This window comes from Vibrio sp. PBL-C16 (assembly GCF_034321865.1).
Taxonomy (GTDB): domain Bacteria; phylum Pseudomonadota; class Gammaproteobacteria; order Enterobacterales; family Vibrionaceae; genus Vibrio; species Vibrio alginolyticus.
This window is the reverse complement of record NZ_JAXLNY010000002.1, coordinates 880,842-907,768: the sequence shown is the minus strand read 5'-3', so window position 1 is coordinate 907,768 and position 26,927 is coordinate 880,842. Positions and strand designations below refer to the sequence as shown.

Genomic DNA, 26,927 nt, shown 5'->3' with positions numbered 1-26,927 from the left:
TGGCTTCTTTTTTTTACAAGCGACCTAAAATACTTAGATAGTTAAATCGGTAAGTTTGTTCAACTATTTGCGATGAACTGCGCTCGTAGTTTTTCAATCTCGTCACGCTTTTGTGCCGCTAACTCAAATTCTAAATCTTGCGCATGCTGATACATCGCTGCCTCCAGTCGACTGATTTCTTTTTCTAGCTGCTGAGGGGACAGTGCCTCGTAAGTTTGCGAAGGCTCCGCCACTTTCGATAATGGTACCTGTTTAGTGTTACGCTGGCGTTTAGACTTAGTGATATCGCCAAGTTCCATGATGTCTTTGATATTTCGTTTGAGCGCTTGTGGCGAAATACCCATTTCTTCGTTGTACGCTTCCTGCTTCTCGCGACGACGGTTAGTTTCATCCATCGCCTTTTTCATTGAGTTGGTGATTCGGTCAGCGTATAAAATCGCCTTACCTTCGATGTTTCGTGCAGCACGACCAATGGTCTGAATGAGTGAGCGTTCAGACCGCAAGAAGCCCTCTTTATCCGCATCCAAAATTGCAACTAACGAGACCTCTGGCATATCCAGGCCCTCTCTCAATAAGTTTATTCCCACCAGCACGTCAAATTCCCCAAGACGAAGGTCACGGATAATTTCCACACGCTCAACAGTATCAATGTCTGAGTGTAAATAACGTACCTTAACATCATGTTCGTGAAGGTATTCGGTGAGATCTTCAGCCATTCGTTTGGTCAGTGTTGTAACCAGAACTCGTTCATCTTTAGCAGCGCGAATACGGATCTCAGACAATAGGTCGTCGACTTGGGTCGCTACTGGGCGAACCTCCAACTCAGGGTCAAGCAAGCCTGTTGGACGAACGACTTGATCCGCCACATCACCCGCCGATTTTTCTAGTTCGTAATTTCCGGGCGTAGCAGAGACGAAAATCGTTTGTGGCGCTAGTGCTTCAAACTCCTCAAACTTCAGTGGACGATTATCCAAAGCTGAAGGTAACCGGAAACCAAACTCCACCAGCGTTTCTTTACGCGAACGGTCACCTTTATACATGGCACCTATCTGCGGTACTGTCACGTGAGATTCATCGATGATCAACAAGCCATCATGAGGTAAGTAGTCAAACAGGGTTGGTGGCGGCTCACCTTCCGAGCGTCCACTGAGATAACGAGAATAGTTTTCGATACCGGAGCAAAAGCCCAACTCATTCATCATTTCGATATCGAATTGAGTGCGCTGGCTAATTCGCTGCTCTTCCAGTAGCTTGTTGTTATCTAGAAGCTGCTTTTTGCGCACTTCTAGTTCGACTTTAATATTTTCAATCGCTTCAAGAATGCGATCTCTTGGCGTGACATAGTGCGTCTTGGGATAGATGGTATAGCGCGGCAAGTCTCGTTGTTTGACCACGCCTGTCAATGGGTCGAACACACTGATGCAATCCACCTCATCGTCAAACATCTCAACGCGCACAGCGTCTTGGTCTGATTCGGCTGGGAAGATGTCAATCACTTCACCTCGAACACGGAATTGGCCACGCTCTAAAGCAACGTCATTGCGTGAGTATTGGAGCTCCGCTAGGCGACGAAGCATATCACGCTGATCAATCACATCTCCACGTCGCAAATGAAGCATCATTTGTAAGTAGGATTCCGGATCACCCAAACCATAGATAGCTGAAACCGAAGCAACGATAATAGCGTCTTTCCGTTCCAATAAAGCTTTAGTGGCAGACAGTCGCATTTGCTCAATGTGGGCGTTAACCGAAGCGTCCTTTTCAATGAAAGTATCTGTTGTGGGAACATATGCTTCAGGTTGGTAGTAATCATAGTAAGAAACAAAATACTCAACCGCATTATTAGGAAAGAATGACTTCATCTCACCATATAACTGAGCAGCAAGCGTTTTGTTTGGCGCAAGTAATATTGCAGGTCGTTGGGCTTGAGCAATCACATTCGCTAGTGTGAAGGTTTTACCTGAGCCTGTGACCCCCAACAATGTTTGATGTGCTAGCCCAGCATCGAGCCCCTCAAGCAACTGATTGATCGCTCCTGGTTGATCGCCCGACGGCTGATAATCGGAGACCAATTCATAGACTTTACTCATACCCTTCCTCAATTTTACTGCGCTTTGGCTGTATATATATACACCTTAGTTAATGAAATCTACGTCTATCGAGAATTTAACCATCATTGTTAATAAATTTTCTTGTTTGTCTAGAATGCTATAGCCATATAAAAGTGACTCTGATATAGTACTTCGCCCTAGTTGAAGAGCTACACACATTCTTCACATTATAGTTTCCACAACTTTTCCCCAAAAATTAGCTTAAAACTTTCTTATCCCCAAAAGATTGATTTTTATCCACTTTGAATACCTTTTGATTAAGATCGATAAATCTCTGTTTTATTTGCTTATTTTACGCATAACTCCGACTAAAAATTCACCAAATAAAAACTTAGTTGCATATAAATTTTCTTTACCCAGATCTCATCAACACACTTATCCACAAATTTAGTGGATAACTAACCTCGAGCCTTTACTGGCAAGCCATACAGAAAAGTAAAGCCCTTAACTCAATATTTTTTGCTAAAAATGTATTTTTTTACTGTTGACAGTAGTTTGAGTGCTCGGTAAGATCCGTCCCGCTTTCAAGCAAAGCAATTCCTCCTTAGCTCAGTTGGTAGAGCGACGGACTGTTAATCCGCAGGTCGCTGGTTCGAGCCCAGCAGGAGGAGCCAGATTATAGAAAAGCCGTGTCGCAAGACACGGCTTTTTTGTATCTTAATCGCCATGAAATCTAAGCCAATCTAGGCGCCATAAAATCACACCGAAATAAGTTCAAATTACAGAACTCATAACATTGTCGTAGATAGTGTTCTCACAGCACCACATATTTAATTCTGTCTCTTTCCTAGCAAAAAACAATCATAACTATTTGAATCTATTATTAATGCAATTTAATCATTGAAAAAATGAAAAGCATTCATTTTACTCATAATAAATAAATCCATACGATTAAAAGGGTTAAGAATGGTTCCGTCCTACTCGTCGCCTCCATTCTAATTATCAATAACTTAGGGATTTACTTATGACTATTCCGACAACTGACATGCTAGATGCATGGGCTGGATTTACTGCTGGTGAATGGCAAAACTCTGTCAACACTCGTGACTTCATCCAAAAAAACTATACACCCTATGAGGGAGACGAGACTTTCTTAGCTGAAGTTAGCGAATCCACTTCAGCATTATGGAACCAAGTGCTTGAAGGCATAAAACAAGAAAGCCGCACACACGCCCCTATTGATTTTGACACAGACTTGCCCTCAACAATCACTTCCCACGATGCAGGCTACATCAACAAAGATCTGGAAAAGATCGTTGGCTTACAAACTGATCAACCGCTAAAACGTGCAATCATCGCCAATGGCGGGATTCGCATGGTAAAAAACTCGTGCGAAGTTTATGGCCGCGAGCTAGATCCAACGGTTGAAAAAATCTTCACTGAATACCGTAAAACTCACAACAAAGCGTGTTTCGACCTTTACACCCAAGAAATTCTGGCGTGTCGTAAATCAGGCATCATCACGGGCCTTCCTGATGCCTATGGCCGTGGTCGTATCATTGGTGACTATCGTCGTCTCGCCCTATACGGTATCGACTTCTTAAAAGCAGACAAAAAAGAGCAATACAACTCAACACAAACGTTCTTAGAACAAGGCAACGATCTTGAGAAAACACTTCGTCTGCGCGAAGAAATAGCCGATCAAGTTCAAGCGCTTGAAGACATTCGTCAAATGGGTCTGAAATACGGCATTGATATGTCGCTACCTGCAAAAACTGCACAAGAAGCGATCCAATTTACCTACTTTGGCTACCTAGCGGCGGTTAAATCGCAAAACGGCGCAGCAATGTCACTGGGCCGTACTTCGACTTTCCTAGACGTCTATCTAGAACGCGATATAGCAAACGGTTTGATTGATGAATCACAAGCGCAAGAAATGATTGACCACTTCATCATGAAGCTACGCATGGTTCGCTTCCTACGCACACCAGAATACGATTCATTGTTCTCTGGCGACCCAATCTGGGCAACCGAAGCCATGGCTGGTATGGGCGTTGATGGCCGTACGCTAGTATCTAAAACGACATTCCGGTACTTAAATACACTACATACTATGGGCCCTGCTCCTGAGCCAAACATGACGATTCTTTGGTCAGAGCAATTACCTGAAGCGTTCAAACAATATGCTGCAAAAGTGTCGATTGATACCTCTTCGGTTCAATACGAAAACGACGATCTAATGCGTCCTGATTTCGACAATGACGACTACGCGATTGCCTGTTGTGTGAGCCCGCAGGTTGTTGGTCAGCACATGCAATTCTTTGGTGCACGTGCCAACCTTGCAAAAGCGCTGCTTTACACCATCAATGGTGGTATCGATGAAAAATCGAAAGCGCAAGTGGGTCCGGTAGTGGACAAAGTTCAAGATGAAATTCTCGACTTTGACGCTTTGATGCCTCGTTTCGACAATATGTTGGAGTGGCTAGCAACGCAATACGTCACAGCGTTGAACATCATCCATTATTCGCATGACCGTTACAGCTACGAAGCATCACTGATGGCATTGATGGATCGCGACGTGCACCGCACGATGGCGTGTGGTATTGCAGGTCTGTCTGTTGTTGCAGACTCTTTAGCAGCAATTAAATACGCAACCGTGAAACCCGTTCGTGATGAAGATGGCATCGCCGTTGATTTTAAAATCGAAGGTGATTATCCAAAATTTGGTAACAACGATGCCCGTGTTGATGACATCGCTTGTGATCTAGTTGAGCGCTTCATGAAGAAAATTCAGAAGATGCACACCTACCGCGAAGCAGTGCCAACTCAATCGATTTTAACAATCACATCTAACGTGGTTTACGGTAAAAAAACGGGTAATACACCAGATGGCCGTCGCGCAGGTATGCCTTTTGGACCGGGTGCAAACCCAATGCACGGTCGTGATGAAAAAGGGGCGGTTGCGTCTCTGGCATCGGTTTCTAAATTACCGTTCGCTTACGCTAAAGATGGTATTTCTTACACTTTCTCAATTGTGCCTAACGCATTGGGTAAAGATGACTTGAGTCAGAAGAAGAACCTAGCTGCGCTAATGGATGGTTACTTCCATCACGAAGCAAGCAACGAGGGCATTGCGATTGAAGGTGGTCAACACCTTAACGTCAACGTTCTAGACCGAGAGATGTTATTGGATGCGGTTGAACATCCAGAGAAATACCCTCAGTTGACGATTCGAGTGTCTGGTTATGCGGTACGTTTTAACTCTCTAACGACAGAGCAACAGCAAGACGTCATCACTCGTACCTTCACGAGTAAGATATAAACACAGTCCATCAAGCACTCAGAAAGTTTAAATAATTAGCTTGTAAATATACATTGCCCGCCTCTCTTTTCTACCTGGGAGAGGCGGGCTTTTTTTAAAATCACACATTAGATGAAAATTAATAGGTAGTATCCTCTCGCTAACAATACATTCAGCAAACGATTCAATTTCTTATTGATTCATCAAAATAGATCAAATAGACGACTATTTTTCCATCGTGTATGTAAAACCACATCGTTCACTGGTTGTTATTGGTGTCACAAAACACGATAATATCAAGATCGGATTTTAAGAACGTAATAACTATGACCGAATATGTTTTGTTGTTGGTCGGCACTGTGCTGGTGAACAACTTTGTACTGGTGAAGTTTTTGGGCCTATGTCCTTTCATGGGCGTGTCCAAAAAACTGGAAACAGCAATAGGTATGGGCTTAGCGACAACTTTTGTGCTAACGCTCGCGTCAGTGTGTGCGTATTTAGTGGAAAGCTACATCCTTCGTCCACTGGGTATTGAGTACCTTCGAACCATGAGTTTTATTTTGGTGATAGCCGTTGTGGTGCAGTTCACCGAAATGGTTGTGCACAAAACCAGCCCGACGCTTTATCGCTTGCTTGGCATTTTCTTACCGCTGATCACAACAAACTGCGCAGTATTGGGCGTGGCACTTCTTAACATTAATGAAAACCATAACTTTATTGAATCGATCATCTACGGCTTCGGCGCCGCTGTTGGTTTCTCATTGGTGTTGATACTTTTTGCATCCATGCGAGAGCGCATAGCCGCCGCCGACGTTCCTGTGCCTTTTAAAGGGGCATCAATAGCAATGATTACAGCAGGTTTAATGTCACTCGCCTTTATGGGCTTTACAGGTTTGGTGAAGTAAGCGATGAGTACGATTTTAATTGCGATTATCGCGTTAGCGGTTCTGGCTGCGATTTTCGGCGCGATACTTGGTTTTGCTTCTATTCGCTTTAAAGTTGAAGCGGACCCTATTGTGGATCAAATCGACGCCATTTTACCGCAAACTCAATGCGGTCAATGTGGCTACCCTGGTTGCCGCCCTTATGCTGAAGCAATTGCAAATGGCGACCACATCAACAAATGTCCCCCTGGTGGTCAGGCAACAATCGAAAAGCTCGCCGACTTAATGGGTGTTGAGCCAGAAGAATCTGCGCACGATCTCGACAGCAAAATTCCAACCGTTGCGTTTATTCATGAAGACATGTGTATTGGCTGCACTAAGTGTATTCAGGCGTGTCCGGTGGATGCAATTGTAGGCGGAACAAAGGCGGTCCATACCGTAATCAAAGATGAATGTACGGGCTGTGACTTGTGTGTTGCCCCATGTCCGACTGATTGTATTGAAATGATTCCTGTGGCAACGACCACAGAAAGCTGGAAGTGGCAACTTCACTCCATTCCGGTACTTAACATTACGGATGCTGCCGACAATGCAGCGAACGTGAAAGATTCAATTAAGTAAGGTTTCACATGTTGTCTTTGATTGAACAAATTCGTACAGGCGCGCTTTGGGATTTCCCAGGTGGTGTGCATCCGGCAGAAAATAAAAAGCAGTCCAACAAAACTGAACTCGCTCATGCGGCTATCCCGTCAGAAATTGTATTGCCGCTAAAACAGCACATTGGTAAAGCGGGTAACCTACTGGTTGCCGAAGGTGACTACTTATTAAAAGGTCAGCCATTAACGCAATCGGAGACCGGCTTTACGGTTCCAGTGCATGCTCCAACATCAGGTACGCTCACCGCGATTGAGCCACGAACTGTCGCGCACCCTTCTGGGTTAAGTGAGTTGTGCGCAGTCATCACGCCTGATGGGAAAGATGCATGGTGTGAAAGAAACCCCGTCGCAGATTACCAACAAGAAACCCCTGACGCACTGATTGATATTATTCGTCTCGCTGGTATTTCTGGTATGGGTGGCGCAGGCTTCCCTACTGCAAAAAAAATCCAATCAGGTTTTGCTCGTACCGAGATTCTTATCGTTAATGCAGCAGAGTGCGAGCCATACATCACGTCTGATGACAAGCTCATGCAAGAACATGCCGAAGAGCTTATTCAAGGTATCGAAATTGTCGAACATATCCTGACACCAAAGCTCACGATTATTGGCATTGAAGACAACAAACCAGAAGCAATCAAAGCGCTAGAAGCTGCGGCTATAAACAAAGATATCGTTATTCGCGTTATCCCAACTAAATACCCTTCTGGCGGTGAAAAACAGCTGATCAAAATTTTAACCAATAAAGAAGTACCAAGTGGCGCGATTCCAGCCGATATTGGTATTTTGGTTCAGAATGTTGGTTCTCTTTACGCTATAAAACGCGCAGTCATCGACGGTGAGCCGATGATAAAGCGCATCGTGACTCTCACTGGTAAAACCTTCAAACAACCACGCAACGTTTGGGCATTGTTAGGGACACCAGTACAAGCACTGTTGGATGAGTTTGGCTATAAAGCAGATAAGAAGTTACAGCGTTTAATTATGGGTGGGCCAATGATGGGCTTTACCCTTCCTCACTCCCAAGTGCCGATTACCAAGACAGCAAACTGTATCCTTGCTCCGACTCGTCGTGAGATCTCTCCGCACCAGTATGAGATGGAATGTATTCGCTGTAGCCAATGTGCCGAAGCGTGCCCTGCTTCGCTGCTGCCTCAACAACTGCAATGGCATGCGAAAGCTGAAGAATATGACAAACTCGATGAATTAAACTTAAAGGATTGTATCGAGTGCGGCGCTTGTGCGTTTGTATGTCCAAGTGAAATTCCGCTCGTACAGTACTACCGCCAAGCGAAAGCAGAAATTCGAACTAGAACACAAGAAGCGGAAGCTGCAGAGCGAGCAAAACTGCGTTTTGAAGAGAAAAAAGCGCGTATGGAACGCGAAAAAGCAGAACGTGAAAATCGCTTCAAGAAAGCTGCCGATCAACGCCGAAAAGAGATGAAGTCTTCTGGTAGCGATGATGCGATAGCAGCAGCGATCGCACGAGTGAAAGCTCAAAAGACAGAAACCACAGAAAAAGCAGAGCCAGCAGTAAAACCCGCCGTAGCGGCAGCCATTGCCAAAGCGAAGGCGAAACAAGCTGCAGCAGCTAAAGCAGGCTCTAGTGAACCTGATAACTCAGAAATGGCAAAACTGCGCGAAGAACGCAAACGTCTTGCTCGCGAACGTAAAGCGCAAAAAGAACAAGGCGAAACGCCAGACAATAACGCTGATGATAAAAAATCGGCAGTTGCGGCCGCCATCGCCCGAGCTAAAGCGAAAAAAGCACAACAAGAAGATTCAACTGAATCTGTAGAATCGGAAACGTCTGCACAGCAAGACAGCGATCCGAAGAAAGCCGCGGTTGCTGCTGCCATTGCACGTGCCAAAGCACGTAAAGCGAAGCAAGCAGACTCAACTGAAGCGGAAGAAGCTGAAGCACCTACTGAGCAAACAGACGATCCGAAAAAAGCCGCCGTGGCTGCTGCGATTGCACGTGCCAAAGCACGAAAAGCGAAGCAAGCAGACTCAACTGAAGCGGAAGAAGCTGACGCACCTGCCGAGCAAACCGACGATCCGAAAAAAGCCGCAGTTGCCGCTGCAATTGCTCGAGCCAAAGCGCGCAAAGCGAAGCAAGCAGACTCAACCGAAGCGGAAGAAGCTGACGCACCTGCCGAGCAAACCGACGATCCGAAAAAAGCCGCAGTTGCCGCTGCAATTGCTCGAGCCAAAGCGCGAAAAGCGAAGCAAGCAGACTCAGCTGAAGCGGAAGAAGCTGAAGCACCTGCCGAGCAAACCGAAGATCCGAAAAAAGCCGCCGTGGCAGCTGCCATTGCACGTGCCAAAGCGCGTAAAGCGAAGCAAGAAACGCAAACAGAGCCTGTTGAAGAAGCAACTTCCGAAGAACCAGAAGTGGATCCGAAGAAAGCCGCGGTTGCCGCAGCAATTGCGCGCGCGAAGGCTCGTAAAGCGAAACAAGCAGACTCAACTGAAGCGGAAGAAGCTGAAGCACCTGCCGAGCAAACCGACGATCCGAAAAAAGCCGCCGTGGCTGCTGCCATCGCTCGAGCCAAAGCGCGCAAAGCGAAGCAAGAAACGCAAACAGAGCCTGTTGAAGAAGCAACCTCCGAAGAACCAGAAGTGGATCCGAAGAAAGCCGCGGTTGCCGCAGCAATTGCGCGCGCGAAGGCACGCAAAGCGCAACAAGAAGCTAATAAAAATAATACTGAGGAGAACGAGTAGTGTCGTTTTTTATTGCCAGTTCACCGCATACCCACAGTCGTCGTAGTACGCCAGACTTAATGAAATGGGTGGCACTTTGCGCACTTCCAGGTTTAGTAGCTCAAACCTACTTCTTTGGCTGGGGTACGCTTATTCAGCTGATTTTTGCCATTGCAGTCGCTGTATCCCTTGAAGCCTTAGTCATGATCTGTCGTAAACGCTCACCAATGAGAGCGCTACGTGATAACAGTGCAATAGTTACCGCTTGGTTATTAGCCGTTGCTATACCACCATGGTCTCCGTGGTGGATTATGGTGATCGGGCTTATTTTTGCGATAGTAATTGCTAAACACCTCTATGGTGGCCTTGGACAAAACTTATTCAACCCTGCAATGGTCGCTTATGTGGTCTTGTTGATCTCTTTCCCAGTACAAATGACGAGTTGGAGTGCACCGACATCACTCATACCTGATCATGTAAATTTTGCAGATACACTCTCTTTAATTTTTACGGGCTATGATTACGACGGCTTATCACTTCAGCAAGTTCGCTCAGGTGTTGACGGCGTGACAATGGCGACACCACTTGATGCATTTAAGACTGGCATTCTTACAGGTGCCACTCCAAGCGAAGTAATGTCGCAGCCAATATTTGATGGCTTAGGTGGTATTGGTTGGCAATGGGTAAACCTTGCTTACCTTCTTGGCGGCATAGTCATGATCAAAAAGCGTATCATCCAATGGTATATTCCAGCAGGTTTCCTTGCGAGTCTGACTCTGTTTAGCCTAGTGTTCACGTTGCTGACGCCAGGGGAAACTGCGTCGCCAGTTTTACACTTGTTATCTGGTGCAACCATGCTTGGCGCATTCTTTATTGCAACCGATCCCGTTTCGGCGTCTACCACCGTCAAAGGACGTTTAATCTTCGGTGCGCTTATTGGTGCTTTGGTTTTTATCATTCGCAGTTGGGGCGGTTTCCCAGATGGTGTTGCATTTGCAGTGTTGCTTGCAAATATGTGTGTGCCACTGATCGATTACTACACCAAACCTAGAACTTACGGTCACTGAGGTAAACATGTTAACCGCTATTAGAAAAAATGGTCTGACACTCGCGATATTTGCATGTGCAACAACCGGATTAGTCGCCCTTACTCAGTACCTAACAAAAGACCAAATCAAGGTACAAGAGCAAAAACAATTACTTTCTGTTTTGAATCAAGTCATTCCAGAAAATATGCATGACAACGCACTCACGCAAGCTTGTACAATGGTCACGTCTCCAGATCTGGGGACATTACGTGCGATGCCAGCCTACCTCGCCACGAAGAATGGTGAACCAACAGCAATCGCAATAGAATCTATCGCGCCAGATGGCTACAATGGTGAGATAAAAGTAATTACTGGGATTGATAATCAGGGCAATATTTTGGGGACACGCGTCCTAAACCACCAAGAAACCCCTGGTCTGGGCGATAAAATCGATCTTCGTGTCACAGACTGGATCCTGAGCTTTACAGGAAAACAAGTCACGGAAAACAATTGGAATTCGTGGAAAGTTCGTAAAGATGGCGGCGATTTCGATCAATTTACTGGTGCAACGATCACGCCAAGAGCCGTCGTAAAAGTGGTGCGAAATACCGTTAACTACGTAAACCAATCTCGTGAAGACATTCTTAGCCAGCCGTTAGGCTGTGAAGGAGAGCAGTAATGAATGAGAATAAATTACTGATGAAAAACGGTATGTGGAGTAATAACCCCGCTCTCGTACAACTGCTGGGCTTATGTCCACTGCTAGCGGTTTCTTCCACGATAACCAATGCATTAGGTCTTGGTATTGCAACCTTACTCGTGCTAGTTGGATCCAACGTAACAGTTTCTCTTATCCGTAACTATGTGCCAAAAGAGATCCGTATACCTGTATTCGTTATGATCATTGCCTCACTCGTTACCTGCGTTCAGTTGTTAATGAATGCCTATGCGTACGGTTTGTACCTGTCTCTAGGTATCTTTATTCCTCTGATTGTAACGAACTGCATTATTATTGGCCGAGCAGAAGCTTACGCGTCAAAAAATGATGTTGCACCCGCTGCGCTAGATGGTTTGTGGATGGGCCTTGGTATGACGAGCGTCTTGGTTGTTTTAGGTGCCATGCGCGAATTAATTGGTAATGGCACACTATTCGACGGAGCAGACCTTCTCCTAGGAGACTGGGCTTCAGCTCTACGGATTCAAGTTTTCCAATTTGACAATAGCTTCCTGTTAGCGCTTCTCCCACCTGGTGCATTTATCGGTGTTGGGCTGTTGATAGCGCTCAAAAATGTCATAGATAATTCAATTCAGGCACGTCAACCAAAAGAAGAAAAACCAACCATAGAACGTGCTCGCGTCACTAACGCATAACAAGATAAGGCTCTGTCATAGGAGCCTTTTTCATAAACCGCAGAGACGGTATTGGAAGTCAGCAATGAACAAAATAAAAAGAATCGAAATTCTTGAGCGATTACGAGAAAACAATCCGAATCCTCAAACTGAGCTTAACTGGAGCTCCCCTTTTGAGCTGCTAATCGCTGTATTACTATCAGCTCAAGCAACCGATGTAAGCGTCAATAAAGCCACCGACAAGCTTTTCCCTGTAGCGAATACACCTCAAAGCATTCTTGATTTGGGAGTCGATGGCTTAAAAGAATACATAAAGACAATCGGTTTGTTTAACTCAAAGGCAGAAAACACAATCAAGACTTGTAAGATCTTGTTGGAAAAACACAATGGTGAAGTTCCTGAAGATCGTGCAGCGTTAGAAGCGCTGCCAGGCGTAGGTCGCAAGACCGCAAACGTCGTGCTCAACACCGCTTTTGGTTGGCCAACTATTGCCGTCGATACGCACATTTATCGCGTGTCGAATCGCACTAAATTTGCGATGGGAAAAACGGTTGATGATGTCGAGCAGAAGCTATTAAAAGTTGTGCCAAAAGAGTTCAAACTCGATGTGCACCACTGGCTCATTCTTCATGGTCGTTATACGTGCGTAGCAAGAAAGCCTCGCTGCGGTAGCTGCATTATCGAAGATTTGTGCGAATATAAAGAGAAAGTATACCCAGATAGCTAACGCTATTTGTAAATCAAAGCTAGGAGCAAAAAATGTCAAACGGTCGAATTCTCCACACTATGCTTCGCGTAGGTGATCTAGACAAATCCATCAAGTTTTACACTGAAGTTATGGGCATGCAGCTGCTTCGTACTAACGAAAATAAAGAGTACGAATACACGCTAGCGTTTCTTGGTTATGGTGACGAATCCCAAGGTGCAGTGATCGAACTGACTTACAACTGGGGTAAAACTGAGTATGACCTAGGTACTGCTTTTGGTCATATCGCCATTGGTGTTGATGATATCTACACAACTTGCGACGCTATCAAAGCGGCGGGCGGTAATGTGACGCGTGAGCCAGGTCCAGTAAAAGGCGGAAGCACGCACATTGCATTCGTAAAAGACCCAGATGGTTATATGATTGAGCTTATTCAAAACAAGCAAGCTTCAGCAGGTCTTGAAGGCTAAGCGGCACTTCTAATAATCACTTGTACTGCAAGTTGAACTCCGATTACAGGCAGGTCTGCGATCTGCCTGTCCTTTTATAAACAAAACTCTTTACTTGATAATAGTTATCGTTTAGATTTGTACGCAACTTCGATATGCGGGATTACGATAATGATCAGTGAATGGGAAAAACACACACTTCTAGCCGATACGGCACTTCAACTAGATGACCCTGTTCGCAGCATTCTTCATTACCAGCAAGCCCTAAGCCTGAGTGAAGATATCAGCGAATGTGTGGAAATTGAGGCGGACGAGCGATTATTAATTTCTGTGATTTCTTGTCATAACTTAGCTCAGTTCTGGCGTTGGGCTGGAGATACTGACTATGAACTCAAATACCTTCAACTGGCCTCTGAGAAAGTCTTAACACTTATCCCACAATGCCCAAATAAAGAGTGTGCAAGCTTTATCGACTCGATAGGATGCTGTACTAAGGCGTTGATAGACTTTATGAAGCGTCACCCTAATCCGGCTATTGCCAAACAGGTTGAAAAAATAGATACCGCAACCAATTGCGAAGTCATTGCCAAATTCCGCTTAAACTAACATTCAAATTATACAGTAGGAATCACCGAAAGGTGCTTGGCAAAATACCACTAAAATATTATTAACAACGTCAGTAAATCAAAAACGCCGAAGCTTTCAGCTTCGGCGTTTTTATAAGCATCACACTTGGGTTCGCCCTAGAGATATCACGACTCGGCGGTTTTTGTCTTTTCCTATTGGCGAACCGTTATCTGCAATAGGACGACGCTTGCCGTACCCTTGCACTTGAATTCGATCTTCCGGTAGCCCTAGAGACTGAAAATAATCACGAAGTGACTCTGCACGTCGCTCTGATAAACTTTGACTCGCACTTTTACCATCGGTTGAATCTGTGTACGTCGCCACCAGCACGAGATCGATATCTTGATTATGTCGGATATAATCTGCAATTTGTGATAAACGCTTTTTAGAAGCCTTGGTTAACTGATCACCTTGTCTTTCGTAGTGCAAAATCGTAAAAGCAATGTCCTCGAAACTGTATTTCAATAAGTTGGAAATACAGTCGCTAAACGCGTTGTACTTGTTTTGAAACAGTACTGATGACAATGCGACTTCAATTCTCTGATCTCGGCTCTGCCAATCTTGGTAACTAAAAGTCGGATAACGGCCTTTTTCCAGCTCAGACAAAATGCCCCATGCTGTTTGCCCTCCGACATAACCATCAAACTGTTTAAAAAACTTTAGGTTTGTAATTCGATCGGCGTGTTCACCTGGTCGCCAAGGTGGCGGCATAGAAATGAGACTGACGTTACGTGTTTCTCCCATCGGGCGACGCATTTTTAACTCAAAGTCTAAATTGATTTTTTTATTCGCACGAGATGAAAATACCGCATCTCCAAAGCTTGGAATGGGGTGTACAAGCTGACATTCTAATGGTGTATTGACCACCATTTCCCATTGAGATTGCTGTGGAGTTGCAGCATAACGTTTGCCCATCAAAGCGAAGCTGCTTGTGCTAAACAACGAAAATACAACACCACTGGTAATCAGCCATTTCTTCATCTAATACTGTCTCTTAAACGGCAGTCTGTTGCCGTCAATTTGCATCAATAAAACCACTTCAACCAGCATGCAAAAATCTCGCCAATATAGGGTTATCTGTCACACTGCCATTAATGTGAGCCACCGTGTTCCAATCACCTTAACCGCCACTTAGCGTTTTACTTCCTCATGTTTTATCGGTTTACATGATGCAAAGTATGGCGAATAAACGTCTACATAATATGCAATACAAACTTATTGATTGGATGCAAAATAGAATTCCGGTTTTCTCTTAAATTGCGGTTTTTCTCATCGGTATAATCTGCAATAATGCAGCGTTCGTCACACAAAAATAAGCCAACATGACACTAGAAAATGAAGCTCTAACCTTGAAAAAACGCTTTCGTGGTTATTTCCCTGTGGTAGTAGACGTTGAGACCGCTGGTTTCAATGCTCAAACTGATGCACTTTTAGAAATCTGTGCCGTTACGTTGAAAATGGACGAACATGGCGTGTTGCATCCGGCCTCCACCATTCATTTTCATGTGGAACCATTTGAAGGCGCTAACTTAGAAAAAGAAGCGCTTGAATTCAATGGTATTCGTGACCCTTTCAGCCCTCTTCGAGGTGCTGTTTCTGAGCAAGAGGCGCTAAAGGAAATTTATAAGCTTATTCGCAAAGAACAAAAAGCCGCAGATTGCTCACGTGCAATTATGGTTGCTCATAACGCAGCATTCGACTTGGGTTTTGTAAACGCAGCAAATGAACGCTGTAAACTAAAAAGAGTCCCTTTTCATCCCTTTGCTACTTTTGATACGGCTACATTAAGTGGCCTTGCTTATGGCCAAACAGTTCTCGCTAAAGCATGCAAAACAGCCGGGATGGAATTTGATAACCGTGAAGCACACTCTGCGCTTTACGATACACAAAAAACAGCAGAATTATTCTGCGGTATTGTCAACAAATGGAAGGCCCTCGGCGGTTGGCCGCTTGTCGACGAAGAATAATAAGTAAACACAACATATTAGGAAAAGTATGAATCCTGTCGTTATATCAGTGTGCGTCATGCTCGTGTTAGCATTGATGCGCGTAAACGTGGTGGTTGCCCTCACGTTTAGTGCCATCGTAGGCGGCCTAGTCGCAGGCATGAGCCTTGGGGATACGGTTGCCGCATTTGAAAGTGGTCTAGGTGGCGGTGCAACTATCGCGCTAAGCTACGCCATGTTAGGTACTTTCGCTGTTGCCATCTCGAAATCAGGCATCACGGATCTACTGGCCAAAAGTGTTATCAAGCGCTTAAATGGTAAAGAAAACTCGGCGTCAACTACCGGGTTAAAGTACGCGGTGTTAGTCGCGCTCGTTCTTGTCACTATGTCATCTCAAAACGTAATTCCGGTCCATATCGCCTTTATTCCAATTTTGATTCCACCTCTTTTGGGCGTATTTGCGAAACTTAAGCTCGATCGACGTTTGGTCGCGTGTGTTCTTACCTTCGGTTTGATCACACCTTACATGATCTTACCTGTTGGTTTCGGCGGTATTTTCTTAAACAACATTCTATTAAAGAACCTACATGACAACGGTTTGGAAAACGTGGTTGCAGGCCAAGTCCCAACCGCCATGTTACTGCCAGGTGCAGGCATGCTGTTTGGTCTATTACTGGCTATCTTTGTTAGCTATCGTAAACCGCGTGTCTACAAAGAAACTGAGTTGACTGTCGTTGACGAAACCGATCATGTCATCAATAAAAAGCACATCTTAGTTGCGGCACTTGGTATTGTCGCTGCATTGGGTGTTCAGCTTTACACGGGTTCAATGATTATCGGTGCTCTAGCTGGCTTTATGGTGTTCACTTTCGGCGGCGTTATCGCATGGAAAGAGACGCACGACGTGTTCACTAAAGGTGTACACATGATGGCAATGATTGGCTTCATCATGATCGCAGCGGCAGGTTTTGCAGCAGTAATGAAGCAAACTGGCGGTGTTGAAACACTAGTACAATCGCTATCAACCAGCATCGGTGACAATAAGCCTCTAGCTGCACTACTGATGCTGATCGTTGGTCTATTAGTAACAATGGGCATTGGTTCATCGTTCTCTACGATTCCAATCCTTGCAACTATCTATGTTCCTCTTGCGCTAGCATTCGGTTTCTCGCCGATGGCAACGATTGCACTGGTAGGTACTGCAGCGGCGTTAGGTGATGCAGGCTCTCCAGCTTCTGACTCTACATTAGGCCCTACATCTGGTCTAAATGCCGACGGTCAACATGAGCACATTTGGGAAACAGTCGTTCCAACCTTTATCCATTATAATATCCCTCTAATCATCTTTGGTTGGATTGCAGCAATGGTGCTTTAATACTATTGTTTGGATGGATATACATTAGTTACGAAAAAGCCGCTCAATGAGCGGCTTTTTGTTATTCATAACTGTGGTTATTGCGCTGGCATATTGTCAATAATACGCTCACGAATCAGCTTCAAGGTTGGTTCTGTCGACAGGTAATCGATGGCAATCGGAAAATAAGCGTCGTTAATTTTAAGAACCAAGCTAGGGTAAGAGCTCACACCTAGGCTCTTTGCAAGGCTCAATTGATCTTCGAACACACCTTCTAAGAAAGAGCCATCCATGTCATTCTTGAATTGCTGAACATTCAAGCCAATTTCTCTCGCTAGTTGCAAGTGAGTGGCTTCTTCATGAGGAGGCATCGCACGTAAGTAATACGCATGCTGAATCGCTTCTAGCATCTGCTCATAAGAGTCTTGAAAGCCCGCTGCAATAACCGCACGACAAGATTGGTAAGTGCTTCTAACTGGCGTACAAAGCTTCCAGAAATCGTAGTTAAACTTAGTGCCTAACTGGCGCTCAATCTGCTTCCAAATACCTTCGAGTTTTTGTTGCATCTCGGGCGGCATCGGTAAATTAGTATCTGGCGCAAGACCACCAACCACATACTCAAACTGAATCACACCTGGCAGTTGCTGTTTTAGTTTATCCAGCGTTGGTTTGTAACCCCAACACCAACTGCACATTGGGTCATGCACGTAGTAAAGCTTTATGTTCATTCCACTAACCTAAAAAGAAAAAGGAGCCAGTACGGCTCCTTCGTATTCTATCGCTAAATGTGAGTATTTACGAATTACTCAGCTTGATCTTCAGCGCGCGCTGCTGCTTCTTTGATTAGAGGCTGCAGTTCACCTTTTTGGAACATTTCTAGAATAATGTCACAACCGCCGATAAGCTCACCTTCAACCCATAGTTGAGGGAAAGTTGGCCATTGCGCGTACTTTGGTAACTCAGCACGGATATCTGGGTTTTGCAGAATGTCTACGTAAGCGAACTTCTCACCACATGCCATTAGTGCCTGTGACGCTTGAGAAGAGAAACCACAGCTAGGTAGTTTCGGTGATCCTTTCATGTACAGCAGGATTGAGTTTTCAGAGATCTGCTGTTTGATTTTGTCGATAGTTTCCATCGCTTCCTCATTCATGGGTTTGAACTTTATTTATTTGCCACATTCTACTCAATAACGACAGAATAAAAACCATATAATTAATAAGGCTTAATTTTAGGTTGCTCATTGGCGAGCAATGCAGCACTTCACCACTGCTAACCTCTTAAAATATTTTCATATCGGGGTTTTAATAAAGTAAAAACTTGCTAAAATACTTAGCAAGTCAGCCTTAAAGGCGACATAGCTATAAAAAACACTGGAAGCAATCGAAAGGTCATCCTTTCAAATCAATGGAGAATCGAGTAATGGCATTTGAACTACCAGCTCTTCCTTACGCGAAAGACGCACTAGAACCACACATCTCAGCAGAGACTCTAGACTACCACCACGGTAAGCACCACAACACTTACGTTGTTAAGCTTAACGGTCTTATCCCTGGTACTGAGTTCGAAGGCAAAACTCTAGAAGAGATCATCAAGACTTCTACTGGTGGCGTATTCAACAACGCAGCGCAAATCTGGAACCACACGTTCTACTGGCACTGTCTTGCTCCAAATGCGGGCGGCGAGCCAACTGGCGCAGTTGCAGACGCTATCAACGCAGCATTCGGTTCTTTTGAAGAATTCAAAGCGAAGTTTACTGATTCAGCAATCAACAACTTCGGTTCTTCATGGACTTGGCTGGTTAAGAAAGCTGACGGCTCTCTAGAGATCGTTAACACTTCTAACGCTGCTACTCCTCTAACAGAAGAAGGTACAACACCACTTCTAACTGTTGACCTATGGGAACACGCGTACTACATCGATTACCGCAACGTACGTCCTGATTACATGAACGGCTTCTGGGCTCTAGTAAACTGGGACTTCGTAGCTGAGAACCTAGCGAAGTAATATACTTCCCCCTAAGTTCAATTTAGTCTTATTCAAAAGCTCGCTATTTAGCGGGCTTTTTTGTTTCGCCTTCCCTAGCACCTTTAAATAATTCCCTCTTTTACTAAAGTTTTTCTTATCCACGCCGTTAAAAGAGCATCGAGCGAGGAACATCATGCAAATTCATACGTTAGACAAAGCTGCAATTATCAACGAACTTCAGTTCGGTAATGGTATTAACCATGCCGTACACGAAGGTCGTCGTGCGGATTTCTCGCTGATTCTGTCTATGTTCTCTAATGATGTTCGCGATGTGGTCCCAGTTGAAGAGGTCCAGGAAGTCATCACCAGTGACAGTATTCTTCGCCAACAATTGGGTTTATCGCAACCTCAAGCTCTTCGTTCTGATAGCAGCAGCTATGAACTCGCAGCTGAACAAGCGAAACAGTTTCACGATGCAGGATTGCCTTCCGCAAAGCTGAGCCATTACCTAAAACCAGATGCGCTGACTTACCTGCCTGAAGACACATTCAACCTACCAGAGGAGGTTTATAACAACCTATCTGGTCATGAGCGACGCAGATTGGGCGAACGCAACAAACAACTGATCCCAGATGCTGGGCTATATAATCAGCTAGTGACGGCTCAACGTCAGCATCAAATTCAAGCTAAAGCATAGAGATCCGCTTTTTATCCAATAGCTTGCAATACCTACACGTCAGAAATGTGACGTCTTACAAATTACCGCACAATAGTCCTCACTCGAAAGCGTTAGTTTGAAGCCTTTCACACTGAACTCAACGAATTTCAACCATGCTATTAGCACAAACCACTGGTGTATTGTTTTTCACATATGGATACAGTGAAGGTGCTATGGATATCAAAGAATCAATTATTCTCGTCACGTCTGCAGGTTCGGTTATAGGAAGAACCTGTGCAAATCACTTTGCTCACCTTGGAGCAACGTTGATTCTTTGTGACCAAAATTCTAGCGCTTTGAGAGCGAGCTATGAGCAAATCAGCGCTTTCACTGACAAAGTGTATGCGATGAATGTGTGTAGTGATAACACAACGTCCATTAACTTATTGTTTGACCAGATAGAATCACAGCTACGTGCGACACCAGATGTGATTGTTAATTGCTGGACCAGCTCTCCTATGCCTGGCTTAATGGCGCCAGAACCAATGAGTACTTACATTGATCACTTGTCGTCTGCGGCACGCTTCCTTTATACCTACGGCCAAGTAGGAGCAGAGCGCTTTCGAGCCAGAAACAAGAAAGGCGTCATTGTTAACGTCATTTCTCATGACAACCATGAAGACTTTACGGGAGTTGAAAGCATGGCGGCGTTGGTGTCAGGTTTTACTCACAGCTGGGCAAAAGAACTCACACCATTCAACATTCGAGTGGGCGGCGTTATTCCCTCGGTAAATCATACAAAAGAAGAGCTCAACGAGAGGCACTGGGCTGAGATCCAAGACGAACTAGTCCGCAACACAGCATACATCGTCGCGAATGAATACTTCAGTGGCCGAGTAGTTGCGACCGAAGTGTAAGCATACACAGCAACTCTGTTTTCCCAAGCCAGATGTAACTCCTGCACCAAAATAAAAAAAGCCCCAGTCATTTGACTGGGGCTTTAACCTTTTCCCGATTAAGGTTTCGTGCTAGCGAAAACCTTGCTCACTCGATTTTTTAATTACGCGTCAGCTTTTTCTTTCTTTGCTTTAGGTGCTGCTTTTGCTGCTTCTTGGTCTGCTTTCTTCTTGATAACAGTTGTACCTTCGAAAGTTTCGCCTTCAACAAATGCTTTACCGTAGTAAGAAGCCATCAACACATCTTTAAGTTCGCTGATTAGAGGGTAACGTGGGTTCGCACCAGTACATTGGTCATCGAACGCTTCTACCGCTAGCTCATCCAGTTTCGCTACGAAATCTGATTCAGCAACACCTGCCGCTTGGATAGACATTGGGATGTCTAGGTTAACTTTTAGTTCATCCAACCATGCTAGTAGACGTTCAATCTTCTGAGCAGTACGGTCACCTTCTTGGCTTAGGCCTAGGTGGTCAGCAACTTCAGCGTAACGACGACGTGCTTGTGGACGGTCGTATTGAGAGAACGCAGTTTGTTTAGTTGGATTGTCGTTCGCGTTGTAACGTACCACGTTAGAGATAAGTAGTGCGTTAGCTAGGCCGTGTGGCAAGTGGAACTCAGCACCCAGTTTGTGAGCCATTGAGTGACAAACACCTAGGAATGCGTTCGCAAATGCAACACCAGCGATAGTAGCTGCGTTGTGTACTTTCTCACGAGCGATTGGGTCATTTGCACCGTTCGCATAGCTTGATGGTAGGTACTCTTTTAGCATCTTAAGTGCTTGAAGAGCTTGGCCATCTGAGTATTCGTTAGCAAGAACTGATACGTAAGCTTCTAGAGCGTGAGTTACTGCATCGTAACCACCAAATGCTGTTAGAGACTTTGGCATGTTCATTACTAGGTTCGCATCAACGATTGCCATGTTTGGCGTGATTTCGTAGTCAGCTAGTGGGTATTTCGCACCAGTCTTGTCGTCAGTAACAACCGCGAATGGAGTAACTTCTGAACCAGTACCTGAAGTTGTAGTGATACATACAAGCTCAGCTTTTTTACCCATTTTAGGGAACTTGTAGATACGTTTACGGATGTCCATAAAGCGCATTGCTAGTTCTTCAAAGTGAGTTTCTGGGTGCTCGTACATTACCCACATGATTTTCGCTGCATCCATTGGTGAACCACCGCCTAGCGCTAGGATAACGTCAGGTTGGTAGCTAGCCATTTGAGCCGCACCTTTTTCTACTACAGACAGTGTTGGGTCAGCTTCAACATCGAAGAATGTTTGAACTTCCATGCCTTGAGCTTTTAGTAGGCTTACTACGTCATCTGCGTAACCGTTGTTGAATAGGAAACGGTCAGTTACTAGGAATGCACGTTTCTTACCTTCTAGATCGCCCAGTGCGATTGGAAGGCTACCACGACGGAAGTAGATTGACTTAGGTAGTTTATGCCACAACATGTTTTCAGCTCGCTTCGCTACAGTTTTCTTGTTGATTAGGTGTTTAGGACCTACGTTCTCAGAGATAGAGTTACCACCCCAAGAACCACAACCTAGCGTTAGAGATGGCGCAACGTTGAAGTTGTACAAGTCACCGATACCGCCGTGAGTAGTCGGGATGTTGATTAGGATACGAGCTGTCTTCATCTTGTCACCGAAGTAACGGATACGATCAGCGTTAGTATCTTGGTTAGTGTAAAGACCAGATGTGTGGCCGATACCACCAATCTCAACCATAGTTACCGCTTGAGCAACCGCGTCTTCGAAGTTGTCAGCACGGAATAGACCTAGAGTTGGAGATAGTTTCTCGTGAGCGAATGCGTCATCGTGAGATACTTTGCCCAGACCTTCACCAACAAGAACTTTAGTGTCTGCTGGAACTTTAACGCCTGCCATTTCAGCGATTGCTGCTGCTGGCTGACCTACGATTTTCGCGTTTAGCGCGCCATCGATAAGAAGCACTTTACGAACTTTATCAGCTTCTGCTTTGCTTAGGACATAAGCTTTGTGAGAAGCAAAACGCTCTTTCACTTCGTCGTATACTTCATCAACTACGATTGCAGCTTGCTCAGAAGCACATACTACACCGTTGTCGAAAGTCTTAGACATAAGGATAGAAGCAACAGCACGTTTGATGTCTGCTGTTTCATCGATAACAACCGGAACGTTACCTGCACCTACACCGATTGCTGGCTTACCAGAAGAGTAAGCGGCTTTAACCATGCCAGGACCACCAGTTGCAAGGATAAGCGCGATGTCATCGTGTTTCATTAGAGCGTTTGAAAGCTCAACAGAAGGCTGGTCGATCCAACCGATGATGTCTTTTGGTGCGCCTGCTGCTACTGCTGCATCTAGAACGAGTTTAGCTGCATCGTTAGTTGAGTTTTTCGCACGTGGGTGTGGTGAGAAGATGATACCGTTACGAGTCTTCAAAGAGATTAGAGATTTGAAGATCGCTGTAGAAGTTGGGTTAGTCGTTGGTACGATACCGCAGATGATGCCTACAGGCTCAGCGATAGTCATAGTACCTAGGTTGTCATCCTCTTCTAAGATGCCACACGTTTGTTCGTCTTTGTATTTGTTGTAGATAAACTCAGAAGCGAAGTGGTTCTTGATTACTTTATCTTCAACAATACCCATACCAGATTCTTCTACCGCTTGTTGAGCTAGCGGGATACGGGCCTGGTTAGCTGCAAGCGATGCTGCACGAAAGATTTTATCTACTTGCTCTTGAGAGTAAGTAGCGAACTCTTCTTGCGCTTTCTTAACGCGAGCAACCATTGCATCTAGTTCAGCCATATTAGTTACAGGCATAGGGAATCTCCTAAAATTAACAAATATTAAAAACTTTTTACTAAGGCTATTACTTATCGTTTTTACTGTTTATCAGTCACTTAGAAAACAAACGTCTTAGTAAATTGCTTTCAGGACTGAGTATAATATTTCAGAGTGTGAAAAAAATTGACTTGGATCAGTTCTCACCACCTAAATACTACCAAAGTGGTGCCCCATCACACCAAAATGACATAAATCACTGATAAACAAATAAATTAACTTTCATTTTTTATTGAGTAAAAAAGAAGCAAATGGACAAATAAATAAAATAAACTACAACAACCTGTAAAAAAGTTTCATTTTTGACCAACAAAATTACATGTAGGCCCAATTCTTTGTGCTACTGAGAGTATATCGAACCGAATACATCTCTCTACAAACCACCTTGGTTTTTATCAAAAATGTGCGAATGTTAACGTTTATGTAAAACAGTGCAATTTATCAGCAACTTTATAGGTAACATTTCCTTTCCAGATTAGATACAGTTTATTAAAGAATTAGTTTTTCTCACTTAAATGGCAGGGAATGCGTTAGTTTTTTTCATTTCTTGCAACCTAACTTTTGCCTTACATTACGCCCAAATTACCCCTTCTCCTTTTTACTAATGTGAACTTTGATGAGTACGCAACATGCAAACTTTTGAACTTGCTATCTTCTTGCAGTTTTTTCTCGGTTTGGTCGCCGCAGTAAACCCTGTTGGTATCATGCCTGTGTTTGTGTCACTAACCGGGCATATGACACCCGACGAAAAGCGCAATACGGCAACAACAGCAAATGTGGCTGTTGCGATCATCCTGATCATTTCGCTTTTTGCTGGTCAGTTACTGTTAGACATGTTCAGTATTTCTCTGGATTCGTTTCGTGTCGCTGGCGGGTTGCTATTACTTAGCATCGCATTCTCGATGATGAGCGGTAAACTGGGGGAAGATAAGCAGAACAAACAAGAGAAAACGGAATACGTCAGTCGTGAACAGATTGGTGTGGTCCCTCTTGCAATGCCTTTAATGGCAGGTCCTGGTGCAATCAGTTCGACTATTGTTTATGGTGCACGCTACCCAAGCATGTTCGATACCGTGGGCATTAGTATTACGATTGGTTTGTTCTGCCTTTGTTCATGGCTATTATTCCGTTCTGCCCCATTGATCGTACGATTTCTAGGTCAAACTGGAATCAACGTCATTACTCGTATCATGGGTTTGATATTGGGCGCGCTTGGCATAGAGTTCATTGCGAATGGCTTACGCAACTTATTTCCAGGATTAGCCTGAGTTTCTATAAAATTGTATGATAGAGCGATTCAACAATGGATCGCTTTGTCATGACGACTGACTCTCTTAAACATACTCTATATGTCACCATTTTTGGTACTCATACCAAAGCTGGTAAAACGTTCGATATTGCTCTCATTATCGCGATCATCAGTTCGTTAATCGTACTGGTGTTAGATTCGATACCCTCCGTTCGGGCCGAGTGGGAAAAAGAGCTGAAGTTTATTGAATACACATTTACTGGCCTATTCACGATTGAATACCTTCTAAGGCTTTATTGCTCCCCCAAACCTGCCGCCTACGCAAAGAGTTTTTATGGTGTCGTCGATTTACTTGCGATTTTGCCCACTTATTTAGCACTCTTCTTCCCATCGGCTTCGTTTATGGGTGTGATCAGGGCGCTGCGAGTGATGCGAATATTCCGCATACTCAAGTTAGTCCGATACCTCCAAGAGTCCAATATCCTCTTACGTTCACTGCTTATGGCGCGCAGAAAGATTTTTATCTTCTTTAGTTCCGTCGCCATTATGGTAACGATTTTCGGCTCATTGATTTTTATCATTGAAGGACCTGAAAACGGATTTACTAGCATTCCTAAAAGTATTTATTGGGCGATCGTGACCATCACAACGGTTGGTTATGGTGACTTGGTCCCTCAAACAGACCTAGGTAAAGGGCTTGCATCACTCACCATGTTACTGGGTTATTCCATTTTGGCGGTACCTACAGGTATTTTCACTGCCGAATTACACCAAGAGATGCAATCGCACAAAGTATTGGTGAAATGCCCAAACTGCTCCCACGCAGGGCACGACTCTGACGCAATTTACTGTAAACATTGTGGTAGTGAACTGGCCGATCCAGACAAAAGAGTCGTTCGAACGGAAGACGACGCATGAAAAAAGAGCTCCCTAAGGAGCTCTTTTATTTTGTCATCAAATAAAGGATTGATGTGATTATGCTTTCTCAGACAGAATAATTCGCAGAGTACGACGCAATGGCTCCGCAGCCCCCCAAAGCAGTTGGTCACCAACAGTGAAAGCATTTAGGAAATCATCACCCATTGCCATCTTACGTAGACGACCCACTGGTACAGACATTGTGCCCGTAACTTTTGCCGGCGTTAGCTCTTGAGCAGTGATGTCACGGTCGTTAGGAATCACTTTCACCCAATCGTTATGAGTGGCGATGATTTCTTCGATTTCGTCCATTGGTACATTTTGTTTAAGCTTGATAGTAAGTGCTTGAGAGTGACAACGCATCGCGCCAATACGCACACAAGTACCGTCAATTGGGACAGGTGAACTTTGAGAACCCAAAATTTTATTCGCCTCGGCGCCCGCTTTCCACTCTTCTTTACTCTGACCATTATCGCGCTTCACATCGATCCATGGGATCAACGAACCAGCTAGTGGCACACCGAATTTATCGGTAGGGAAAGAGCCGCTGCGCATTGTATCCGCAACTTTCTTATCAATATCTAGGATAGAGCTTGATGGGTTTGCAAGTTCAGAGCTCACAGAGTCATTGATAACGCCCATTTGCGAGATCAACTCACGCATATTTTGCGCACCAGCACCAGATGCGGCTTGATAAGTCATTGCGCTTGTCCACTCAACAAGGCCTTTCTCAAATAGACCACCTAGCCCCATTAGCATTAAACTAACCGTACAGTTACCACCGACAAATGTGTTCGTGCCACCGTGGATGCCTTGTTGGATTTGCTTTAAGTTCACTGGATCAAGTGTGATGATCGAATCTTCAGCCATACGTAGCGTAGAGGCCGCATCAATCCAGTAGCCTTTCCAACCAGCCTGACGAAGTGCAGGGAAAACTTTTTCTGTGTAGCTACCACCTTGACAGGTGATTACCGCATCAAGCTGTTTTAAGCTTTCAATATCATACGCGTCTTGCAGTAAGCCTGCGTCTTTTCCTAAGTTAGGAGCAGGAATACCAACTTGAGAAGTACTGTAGAATACTGGTTCGATTAGGTCGAAGTCTTTCTCTTCAACCATACGCTGCATAAGGACTGAACCAACCATACCGCGCCAACCAACTAAACCAACTCTCATCGTATTAACTCTCCATGTATTAAAAAACCTATCCCATAGTTAATTTTTCACAGCAAAATCTCAACCCCTATTTTGTAAATAAGCGCGTTTTTTAACCTTTTCCTCTGAAAAACCGGGTTACA

At 44.6% G+C, this 26,927-nt stretch carries 23 protein-coding genes and 1 tRNA gene; 18 read left to right on the top strand and 6 right to left on the bottom strand.

Translation table 11 applies throughout. From position 1 onward, the window contains the following. Positions 1–59: 59 nt before the first annotated feature. Positions 60–2,090: an excinuclease ABC subunit UvrB gene (uvrB, locus tag UQW94_RS12490; RefSeq protein ID WP_322142256.1), complete on the bottom strand. Its 2,031-nt coding sequence runs from the start codon at positions 2,088–2,090 to the stop codon at positions 60–62. A gap of 559 nt (positions 2,091–2,649) precedes the next feature. Here uvrB and UQW94_RS12485 point away from each other — a divergent pair. From UQW94_RS12485 to UQW94_RS12435, 11 genes are all read left to right on the top strand, one after another. Then, positions 2,650–2,725 (top strand) — tRNA-Asn (locus UQW94_RS12485). A gap of 350 nt (positions 2,726–3,075) precedes the next feature. Further along, the gene (gene pflB / locus UQW94_RS12480; protein WP_322142255.1) at positions 3,076–5,373 is read left to right on the top strand and encodes a formate C-acetyltransferase; all 2,298 of its coding nucleotides are present in this window, start codon (positions 3,076–3,078) and stop codon (positions 5,371–5,373) included. Between the two features lie 305 nt (positions 5,374–5,678). Then, positions 5,679–6,257 carry an electron transport complex subunit RsxA gene (rsxA, locus tag UQW94_RS12475; protein ID WP_005380762.1) on the top strand — a complete coding sequence of 193 codons (579 nt, stop codon included), beginning with the start codon at positions 5,679–5,681 and terminating at the stop codon, positions 6,255–6,257. 3 nt (positions 6,258–6,260) lie between these two features. Continuing rightward, complete coding sequence (gene rsxB / locus UQW94_RS12470; protein WP_005380760.1) at positions 6,261–6,857, top strand: electron transport complex subunit RsxB; 597 nt, start codon at positions 6,261–6,263, stop codon at positions 6,855–6,857. 8 nt (positions 6,858–6,865) lie between these two features. Beyond that, on the top strand, positions 6,866–9,616 hold the full coding sequence (gene rsxC / locus UQW94_RS12465) for an electron transport complex subunit RsxC (RefSeq protein WP_239945414.1): 2,751 nt from the start codon (positions 6,866–6,868) through the stop codon (positions 9,614–9,616). Then, the gene (gene rsxD / locus UQW94_RS12460; protein WP_005390256.1) at positions 9,616–10,662 is read left to right on the top strand and encodes an electron transport complex subunit RsxD; all 1,047 of its coding nucleotides are present in this window, start codon (positions 9,616–9,618) and stop codon (positions 10,660–10,662) included. Before rsxC ends, rsxD begins: the two co-directional genes overlap by 1 nt. Positions 10,663–10,669: 7 nt before the next feature. Then, positions 10,670–11,302, top strand: coding sequence for an electron transport complex subunit RsxG (rsxG, locus tag UQW94_RS12455; RefSeq protein ID WP_005380747.1), 633 nt, complete (start codon positions 10,670–10,672; stop codon positions 11,300–11,302). After that, complete coding sequence (locus UQW94_RS12450; RefSeq protein ID WP_005380745.1) at positions 11,302–11,994, top strand: electron transport complex subunit E; 693 nt, start codon at positions 11,302–11,304, stop codon at positions 11,992–11,994. Before rsxG ends, UQW94_RS12450 begins: the two co-directional genes overlap by 1 nt. A gap of 64 nt (positions 11,995–12,058) precedes the next feature. Further along, complete coding sequence (gene nth, locus UQW94_RS12445; protein WP_005380743.1) at positions 12,059–12,700, top strand: endonuclease III; 642 nt, start codon at positions 12,059–12,061, stop codon at positions 12,698–12,700. Between the two features lie 32 nt (positions 12,701–12,732). Continuing rightward, on the top strand, positions 12,733–13,149 hold the full coding sequence (gene gloA, locus UQW94_RS12440; RefSeq protein ID WP_005380739.1) for a lactoylglutathione lyase: 417 nt from the start codon (positions 12,733–12,735) through the stop codon (positions 13,147–13,149). Positions 13,150–13,299: 150 nt separating this feature from the next. Continuing rightward, positions 13,300–13,734: a DUF2753 domain-containing protein gene (locus tag UQW94_RS12435; protein WP_005384886.1), complete on the top strand. Its 435-nt coding sequence runs from the start codon at positions 13,300–13,302 to the stop codon at positions 13,732–13,734. Between the two features lie 120 nt (positions 13,735–13,854). Here the strand turns inward: UQW94_RS12435 and motY are convergent, their stop codons facing one another. Next, positions 13,855–14,736 carry a flagellar protein MotY gene (gene motY, locus UQW94_RS12430; RefSeq protein WP_005384887.1) on the bottom strand — a complete coding sequence of 294 codons (882 nt, stop codon included), beginning with the start codon at positions 14,734–14,736 and terminating at the stop codon, positions 13,855–13,857. A gap of 341 nt (positions 14,737–15,077) precedes the next feature. Between motY and rnt the strand changes: the two genes are divergently transcribed. Together rnt and UQW94_RS12420 are read left to right on the top strand one after the other, a co-directional pair. Next, entirely contained in the window at positions 15,078–15,722 is a 645-nt protein-coding gene (rnt, locus tag UQW94_RS12425; RefSeq protein WP_005384888.1) for a ribonuclease T, read from the top strand. A 28-nt stretch (positions 15,723–15,750) separates the two neighbouring features. Beyond that, entirely contained in the window at positions 15,751–17,076 is a 1,326-nt protein-coding gene (locus UQW94_RS12420) for a Na+/H+ antiporter family protein (protein WP_025767202.1), read from the top strand. A 77-nt stretch (positions 17,077–17,153) separates the two neighbouring features. On the opposite strand, the gene UQW94_RS12415 is transcribed toward UQW94_RS12420, so the two are convergent. Together UQW94_RS12415 and UQW94_RS12410 are read right to left on the bottom strand one after the other, a co-directional pair. Further along, entirely contained in the window at positions 17,154–17,783 is a 630-nt protein-coding gene (locus UQW94_RS12415; RefSeq protein WP_132936849.1) for a DsbA family protein, read from the bottom strand. A gap of 74 nt (positions 17,784–17,857) precedes the next feature. Continuing rightward, complete coding sequence (locus tag UQW94_RS12410) at positions 17,858–18,193, bottom strand: Grx4 family monothiol glutaredoxin (protein WP_017635833.1); 336 nt, start codon at positions 18,191–18,193, stop codon at positions 17,858–17,860. A gap of 284 nt (positions 18,194–18,477) precedes the next feature. On the opposite strand from UQW94_RS12410, the gene sodB reads away from it, so the two are divergent. The 3 genes from sodB to UQW94_RS12395 all read left to right on the top strand — a co-directional run bounded on the left by sodB (position 18,478) and on the right by UQW94_RS12395 (position 20,598). Next, entirely contained in the window at positions 18,478–19,062 is a 585-nt protein-coding gene (gene sodB, locus UQW94_RS12405; RefSeq protein WP_005396533.1) for a superoxide dismutase [Fe], read from the top strand. Between the two features lie 154 nt (positions 19,063–19,216). After that, positions 19,217–19,720, top strand: coding sequence for a VC2046/SO_2500 family protein (locus UQW94_RS12400; RefSeq protein WP_322142254.1), 504 nt, complete (start codon positions 19,217–19,219; stop codon positions 19,718–19,720). Positions 19,721–19,854: 134 nt separating this feature from the next. After that, positions 19,855–20,598, top strand: a complete 744-nt coding sequence (locus tag UQW94_RS12395; RefSeq protein ID WP_005380732.1) for an SDR family oxidoreductase — start codon at positions 19,855–19,857, stop codon at positions 20,596–20,598. 143 nt (positions 20,599–20,741) lie between these two features. Here the strand turns inward: UQW94_RS12395 and adhE are convergent, their stop codons facing one another. Beyond that, positions 20,742–23,444: a bifunctional acetaldehyde-CoA/alcohol dehydrogenase gene (adhE, locus tag UQW94_RS12390; protein ID WP_005380731.1), complete on the bottom strand. Its 2,703-nt coding sequence runs from the start codon at positions 23,442–23,444 to the stop codon at positions 20,742–20,744. Between the two features lie 650 nt (positions 23,445–24,094). Here adhE and UQW94_RS12385 point away from each other — a divergent pair. Next, positions 24,095–24,733 carry a YchE family NAAT transporter gene (locus UQW94_RS12385; protein ID WP_005380729.1) on the top strand — a complete coding sequence of 213 codons (639 nt, stop codon included), beginning with the start codon at positions 24,095–24,097 and terminating at the stop codon, positions 24,731–24,733. Positions 24,734–24,768: 35 nt separating this feature from the next. Continuing rightward, positions 24,769–25,632 carry an ion transporter gene (locus UQW94_RS12380; protein ID WP_005380728.1) on the top strand — a complete coding sequence of 288 codons (864 nt, stop codon included), beginning with the start codon at positions 24,769–24,771 and terminating at the stop codon, positions 25,630–25,632. A gap of 57 nt (positions 25,633–25,689) precedes the next feature. Here the strand turns inward: UQW94_RS12380 and asd are convergent, their stop codons facing one another. Continuing rightward, positions 25,690–26,805 (bottom strand): aspartate-semialdehyde dehydrogenase, encoded by a 1,116-nt coding sequence (gene asd, locus UQW94_RS12375; protein WP_005380727.1) that lies wholly within the window; start codon positions 26,803–26,805, stop codon positions 25,690–25,692. Between the last annotated feature and the right edge of the window lie 122 nt (positions 26,806–26,927).

Bases quoted from the DNA above. Each gene is read 5' to 3' on its own strand.
- uvrB (WP_322142256.1), bottom strand. From the start codon at position 2,090: ATGAGTAAAGTCTATGAATTGGTCTCCGATTATCAGCCGTCGGGCGAT.
- pflB (WP_322142255.1), top strand. From the start codon at position 3,076: ATGACTATTCCGACAACTGACATGCTAGATGCATGGGCTGGATTTACT.
- rsxA (WP_005380762.1), top strand. From the start codon at position 5,679: ATGACCGAATATGTTTTGTTGTTGGTCGGCACTGTGCTGGTGAACAAC.
- rsxB (WP_005380760.1), top strand. From the start codon at position 6,261: ATGAGTACGATTTTAATTGCGATTATCGCGTTAGCGGTTCTGGCTGCG.
- rsxC (WP_239945414.1), top strand. From the start codon at position 6,866: ATGTTGTCTTTGATTGAACAAATTCGTACAGGCGCGCTTTGGGATTTC.
- rsxG (WP_005380747.1), top strand. From the start codon at position 10,670: ATGTTAACCGCTATTAGAAAAAATGGTCTGACACTCGCGATATTTGCA.
- UQW94_RS12450 (WP_005380745.1), top strand. From the start codon at position 11,302: ATGAATGAGAATAAATTACTGATGAAAAACGGTATGTGGAGTAATAAC.
- nth (WP_005380743.1), top strand. From the start codon at position 12,059: ATGAACAAAATAAAAAGAATCGAAATTCTTGAGCGATTACGAGAAAAC.
- gloA (WP_005380739.1), top strand. From the start codon at position 12,733: ATGTCAAACGGTCGAATTCTCCACACTATGCTTCGCGTAGGTGATCTA.
- UQW94_RS12435 (WP_005384886.1), top strand. From the start codon at position 13,300: ATGATCAGTGAATGGGAAAAACACACACTTCTAGCCGATACGGCACTT.
- motY (WP_005384887.1), bottom strand. From the start codon at position 14,736: ATGAAGAAATGGCTGATTACCAGTGGTGTTGTATTTTCGTTGTTTAGC.
- rnt (WP_005384888.1), top strand. From the start codon at position 15,078: ATGACACTAGAAAATGAAGCTCTAACCTTGAAAAAACGCTTTCGTGGT.
- UQW94_RS12420 (WP_025767202.1), top strand. From the start codon at position 15,751: ATGAATCCTGTCGTTATATCAGTGTGCGTCATGCTCGTGTTAGCATTG.
- UQW94_RS12415 (WP_132936849.1), bottom strand. From the start codon at position 17,783: ATGAACATAAAGCTTTACTACGTGCATGACCCAATGTGCAGTTGGTGT.
- UQW94_RS12410 (WP_017635833.1), bottom strand. From the start codon at position 18,193: ATGGAAACTATCGACAAAATCAAACAGCAGATCTCTGAAAACTCAATC.
- sodB (WP_005396533.1), top strand. From the start codon at position 18,478: ATGGCATTTGAACTACCAGCTCTTCCTTACGCGAAAGACGCACTAGAA.
- UQW94_RS12400 (WP_322142254.1), top strand. From the start codon at position 19,217: ATGCAAATTCATACGTTAGACAAAGCTGCAATTATCAACGAACTTCAG.
- UQW94_RS12395 (WP_005380732.1), top strand. From the start codon at position 19,855: ATGCTATTAGCACAAACCACTGGTGTATTGTTTTTCACATATGGATAC.
- adhE (WP_005380731.1), bottom strand. From the start codon at position 23,444: ATGCCTGTAACTAATATGGCTGAACTAGATGCAATGGTTGCTCGCGTT.
- UQW94_RS12385 (WP_005380729.1), top strand. From the start codon at position 24,095: ATGCAAACTTTTGAACTTGCTATCTTCTTGCAGTTTTTTCTCGGTTTG.
- UQW94_RS12380 (WP_005380728.1), top strand. From the start codon at position 24,769: ATGGATCGCTTTGTCATGACGACTGACTCTCTTAAACATACTCTATAT.
- asd (WP_005380727.1), bottom strand. From the start codon at position 26,805: ATGAGAGTTGGTTTAGTTGGTTGGCGCGGTATGGTTGGTTCAGTCCTT.